Here is a 5309-nt window from a genome sequence, read left to right on the forward strand (position 1 = left end):
TATAAATGATATCGAAATGGTTAACCAAATATACATCCGACATTTTAATATAAAAAAACCTCCCTTTTAGGAAGGCTCTTCTACATTTTTAAATAAACTCACTAATAACGCTTTTTGAGCATGCAATCGATTACCAGCTTGCTCAAAGACGATAGACTGCGGTCCATCTATAATTTCTCCTGTTACTTCTTCTTCACGATGGGCAGGTAAACAGTGTAAGAAACGATATGTTTGCTTCGCATGCTTAACAAGTTCGTTATTGATTTGGTAAGGTTGAAATAAAGTATACTTCTCTTCTTCGCCCTCTTGCCCCATGCTCATCCAAACGTCAGTATAAATGAAATCTGCTTCATTCACTGCTAATTCAGGATCATGCAAAACTTCAATTTCAGCTCCTGTTTCCTTGGCAATTGCTAACGCTTTTTTTACAATCTCTTCATTCGGTTCATACCCTACAGGCGTTGCCACAGTCATATGCATTCCGACTTTTGCACTCGCTAGCAACAATGAATGACATACATTATTTCCGTCACCTACGTAAGCCAATTTTATTCCTTTAAATGTATTTGTTTCTTCGTATATCGTCATAAGGTCTGCCAATGCTTGACAAGGATGATGATCATCCGTTAAACCGTTAATAACAGGAATACTCGATTCTTTTGCAAGCTCTTCTACATCCGCGTGTGAGAATGTACGTATCATGATCCCGTCAATATACTGCGATAATACTTTCGCAGTATCTGAAACGCTTTCTCCTCTTCCCATTTGCATCTCTTTCCCACTTAAAAACATACCATGTCCCCCGAGCTGTACCATTCCTGCTTCAAAAGATACACGAGTACGAGTGGAATGCTTATCAAAAATAAGCCCTAATATTTTGCCTTGTAATAAAAGCTCTTGCTTATTCTTTTTTAAATATATAGCGAACTCAATTAAAGAAATAATTTCTTCTTTCGTTAATTCTTCTAGTGTTAAAAGATCTTTCGTATTTAATTTCGGTACTTGTACAGTTGACATGAAACTTCCCCCTTATATGATTGATACGTTTTTTGTACAAACTACTTTTTTTATTATATATACTGCCTGTTCTAACTCTTCATTCGTGACAATGAGTGGCGGTAATAGTCTTATCACATTAGGACCTGCTTGTAATACGAGAAGTCCTTCGTTTTCTAGTTGTTCTATAAAACTTGCAACTTCATGCTTACACTCAATCCCAATCATAAGCCCCTTACCACGTATATTTTGAATACATTCGACATGCTGTAATTCCTCTTGCAACTTCTCTAATACGTACTCGCCTTTTTCTTGTACTTCTTTTAAAAACGATGGTTTTTTACTTACTTGCAATACTTCTTTCGCTGCAGCCATCGCGATGTAATTCCCGCCAAAAGTTGAACCGTGTGATCCTGCAGTAAACGACGCTCCGAGCTCTTTCCGGCCAATCATCGCTCCGACAGGAATCCCATTCCCAAGCGCCTTTGCTACGGTAACGATATCAGGCTCTATTCCCACTTGTTCATAAGCGAATAGTGTTCCAGTTCTTCCTATCCCCGTTTGTACTTCGTCTATAATAAATAAGGAACCGAACTTATTACATAATGTTTCAATCTCTTTCAAAAAAGATAGATCAGCAGGTATTACTCCTCCCTCTCCTTGAACAACTTCTACCATTACCGCCGCAACTTCTTCATTCATTACTTCCTCTAATGCTTTAATATCGTTAAAAGGGATATGTAAAAAAGATGGAAGTAATGGACCAAATCCTTCTTTTACCTTATCTTGGCCCGTTGCACTCATCGTTCCAAATGTTCTACCGTGAAAAGACTGCTGGCATGTTACGACGAGAGATTTTCCAGTATGCTTACGTGCTAACTTTAAAGCCGCTTCATTTGCCTCTGCCCCACTATTACAGAAAAACACATAATCTAATGCTCTATTTTCTGTTAATAATGACGCAACTTCTTCTTGCAAGCTGTTTGTAAACAGGTTAGATATATGCCATATATCATCAAGTTGCTCTTGTACACCTTTGAGAACAGTAGGGTGACAATGTCCTAAATTACATACGCCAATTCCTGATGTGAAATCTAAATATTCCTTACCGTCATTATCATTAACTTTCGTTCCAGTTCCCTTTACAAACTCAATAGTTCTTCTGCCATACGTTTGAAAAAGATGACTCGTCATGCAATACTCACACCTTTCGTTACCGTCGTTCCAATACACTCTCCCGTAACCTCAGTAAAATCTTTTGTACCATTCACAATACTTATCTTTTGCACTCCCATTTTTAATGATGCTAGTGCCGCCTGTACTTTCGGAATCATCCCACCTGTAATAACACCTGTTTCTATAAAAGTAGCAATTTCAGATTCATCCGTTTCCTTTACCAAATTCCCTTCATGTAATATTCCATCTACATCCGTAATAAAAATAAGTTCTTTTGCCCCTAACGCAGCCGCAATCCCAGCTGCAGCATTGTCCGCATTTATGTTATAAACTTCATTACCATTTACCCCGATTGGAGCAATAACAGGAATATACTCCATATTTATTAATCCTTTTAATAAGGCTGTTTCTACATAACTTACTTCCCCCACATATCCTATCTCTTCGCTGACAGGTTGAACTTGAAGTAAATTGCCGTCACACCCTGAACAACCTACCGCAAGTAAATTATGCTTTTGTAAATTCATTACGAGTTTTTTATTCGTACTTCCGCATAGCACCATTTGAACAACATCCATAACTTCTTTTGGTGTTACGCGTAATCCATCTCTTTTTTCTACGTTGATGTTACAATCTTTTAATTTGGCATCAATTTCTGGCCCACCACCATGGACAATCACTACTTTATACTTCTGCTGTAATTTCTTTATACAATCAAAAAACACATCATTTAATTGATTCAACATACTACCGCCGCATTTCACTACAATATATTCGCTCATCTTCTCTCTCCTTATGTACGATAACAAGCGTTTATTTTCACATATTCATAGCTTAAGTCACAGCCCCAAGCTGATCCTGTCTCTTCTCCTAAGTGTAAGTACACATTAATGACTATTTCATCTTCTTGTAATCTCTCTTTCATTTCTTCTTCAGAAAATGTTTGAGGCTCACTATTTTTTAATACCAATATAGATTGAAGAGTAATGTCAATTGTATTCGGATTAATAGCTACTTCACTTTGTCCAATACTGCTAATAATTCGCCCCCAGTTTGGATCTTCACCATGTATTGCTGTTTTCACAAGACTCGAACCGACTATTTGCTTTGCAATTTTTTTTGCCTCTTCATTCGTTTGAGCTCCTAGCACATTTACTTCGATTAACTTTGTAGCGCCTTCACCATCTTGCGCAATTTTCTTTGCTAAATCTTCACATACCTTCTGTAAAGCACATACGAAAGTTTCCCAATCTGTATTTATCGGCCTTGTTTCTGATAATCCACTTGCCATAACGATGACCATATCATTCGTAGAAGTATCTCCATCTACCGTAATTTGATTAAATGTATGATTCGTAATTTGGGATAATGCCGTTTGCAATACGTCATGCTCTATATGAGCATCTGTCGTAATAAAACTAAGCATCGTTGCCATATTCGGATGAATCATCCCTGAACCTTTTGCAACACCCGCAATCGTCACTTTCTTCCCATCAATAATCATTTCATAGCAAGTTTCTTTCGTTATGAGATCCGTCGTTAAAATTGCTTCAGAAAAAGAATATGCTTCACTTTCTTCCTTCGTCGGTATAAGAGTTGCAACTCCCTTTCGGATTATATCCATCGGCAGCGGAACACCAATTACACCTGTTGAAGCTACTGCAACGTAATTTTCTTTCAATCCAAAATGTTCCGCCCCTAATGCGCGCATCTCGTATGCGTCTTGTAATCCTTTCATTCCAGTACAAGCATTTGCATTTCCACTATTAACGATAATTGCTTGTAACTTCCCTTCTGCCGTTATACTATCCTTCGTTACTTGTAAAGGGGCTGCTTGTATTTGATTCGTTGTATACACAGCGGCACATGATGCTGGTACGTCACAAACGATTGCCCCTAAATCCTTTTTCTCCTTTTTCAGACCATTTGCAGTACCAATTGCCGAAAAGCCTTTCGGCGTTACAATCGAACCATTTTCTAATTTTGTAATAGACGCTACTTTAATCATCATGTCCCCCTTATAGATAAAGCGGCATATGTTGTAAACCTGTTGTCTCTTCTAGCCCCGCTATTATGTTTGCATTTTGAATCGCTTGCCCAGCCGCGCCTTTCATCATATTGTCTATAACAGAAACGACCGTAACTCTTTCTGTTCTTTCATCGTAAGCTATGCCAATATCACAATAATTTGAGCCTCTCACTTCTTTTGGACTTGGAAATTTCCCTTGCGTACAAATTCGGATGAAAGGCGATTGTTCATACGTTTCTTCATACAATTTTTGAAGTTGCTTTATTTCCATCTTTTGTTTTACTTTTGCATAAAGTGTAATCATGATTCCTCGTGATATCGGTATTAAATGTGTGCTAAATGTAATTGGCTGTAATTCACTATTCCATTCTGTAAGCATTTGCTCAATCTCTGGAACGTGCTGATGCTGGTTTACTTTATAGATGTGTAAGTTATCGTATAGCTCAGGAAAATGAGTCATTGTTGTTGGTGTTTTACCTGCTCCTGTTACCCCTGATTTCGCGTCAATAATAATCGAATCTTCTTCAATCATGCTACTACGTACTAACGGTGCTATCGCTAGCAATGTGGCTGTAGCAAAACATCCTGGGTTTGCAATTAAATTTGCCTGTTGAATCTCAGTCCTTTTCCATTCACTTAACCCATACACTGCTTTTCTAAGAATTTCTTCTTTCGCTGCTGGCCTTTTATACCACAGTTCATATGACGAAGGATCTATCATACGAAAGTCTCCAGATAGGTCAATTACTTTTAAACCTTCAGCTAATAACTTGGGAGTTAACTCCGCCGATACTCCTGCTGGTGTTGCTAGAAATACGATTTCTGCTTCTTTCCCTATTGTCTCCACATCAATTTCTTGTAACGTATGAACGAGGACATTTCGAAGATGCGGATATACATTTGTTATACACTCACCAACTTGTGAAAAAGAATGAAGAGATGCTATAGAAAAATATGGATGTTGTTCTAATAAACGAATTAACTCAATGCCCCCATATCCAGTGGCTCCAATAATTGCGACTTTCATAAGTTCCTCCTCAAATCGATTCTTTAAATTAAGTATGATTATAATATTGTATATTTATAGAGTCAATTAAATATTTATAAA

General features: G+C 37.6%; 5 protein-coding genes. All 5 read right to left on the reverse strand.

Annotated features, from left to right (window positions below):
• Nucleotides 1–66: 66 nt before the first annotated feature.
• The 5 genes from argF to argC are packed head-to-tail and all read right to left on the reverse strand — an operon-like array spanning nucleotide 67 to nucleotide 5228.
• The gene (argF, locus tag ACQGS6_RS22410; RefSeq protein ID WP_000108846.1) at nucleotides 67–1017 is read right to left on the reverse strand and encodes an ornithine carbamoyltransferase; all 951 of its coding nucleotides are present in this window, start codon (nucleotides 1015–1017) and stop codon (nucleotides 67–69) included.
• A 12-nt stretch (nucleotides 1018–1029) separates the two neighbouring features.
• Complete coding sequence (locus ACQGS6_RS22415; protein ID WP_000200562.1) at nucleotides 1030–2190, reverse strand: acetylornithine transaminase; 1161 nt, start codon at nucleotides 2188–2190, stop codon at nucleotides 1030–1032.
• Nucleotides 2187–2954 (reverse strand): acetylglutamate kinase, encoded by a 768-nt coding sequence (gene argB, locus ACQGS6_RS22420; RefSeq protein WP_000006083.1) that lies wholly within the window; start codon nucleotides 2952–2954, stop codon nucleotides 2187–2189. Before argB ends, ACQGS6_RS22415 begins: the two co-directional genes overlap by 4 nt.
• Nucleotides 2955–2965: 11 nt before the next feature.
• Nucleotides 2966–4180, reverse strand: a complete 1215-nt coding sequence (gene argJ, locus ACQGS6_RS22425) for a bifunctional glutamate N-acetyltransferase/amino-acid acetyltransferase ArgJ (RefSeq protein WP_025966327.1) — start codon at nucleotides 4178–4180, stop codon at nucleotides 2966–2968.
• A gap of 10 nt (nucleotides 4181–4190) precedes the next feature.
• A complete protein-coding gene (gene argC, locus ACQGS6_RS22430; RefSeq protein WP_000861252.1) occupies nucleotides 4191–5228 on the reverse strand; it encodes an N-acetyl-gamma-glutamyl-phosphate reductase in 1038 nt (345 codons plus the stop codon).
• Nucleotides 5229–5309: the final 81 nt, after the last annotated feature.

The sequence above is a fragment of the Bacillus sp. GMs2/2 genome (assembly GCF_050172095.1).
GTDB lineage: Bacteria > Bacillota > Bacilli > Bacillales > Bacillaceae_G > Bacillus_A > Bacillus_A cereus.

Excerpts from the sequence above, each read along its gene's own strand:
- argJ (WP_025966327.1), bottom strand. The coding sequence starts at position 4,180 with ATGATTAAAGTAGCGTCTATTACAAAATTAGAAAATGGTTCGATTGTA.
- ACQGS6_RS22415 (WP_000200562.1), bottom strand. The coding sequence starts at position 2,190 with ATGACGAGTCATCTTTTTCAAACGTATGGCAGAAGAACTATTGAGTTT.
- argF (WP_000108846.1), bottom strand. The coding sequence starts at position 1,017 with ATGTCAACTGTACAAGTACCGAAATTAAATACGAAAGATCTTTTAACA.
- argC (WP_000861252.1), bottom strand. The coding sequence starts at position 5,228 with ATGAAAGTCGCAATTATTGGAGCCACTGGATATGGGGGCATTGAGTTA.
- argB (WP_000006083.1), bottom strand. The coding sequence starts at position 2,954 with ATGAGCGAATATATTGTAGTGAAATGCGGCGGTAGTATGTTGAATCAA.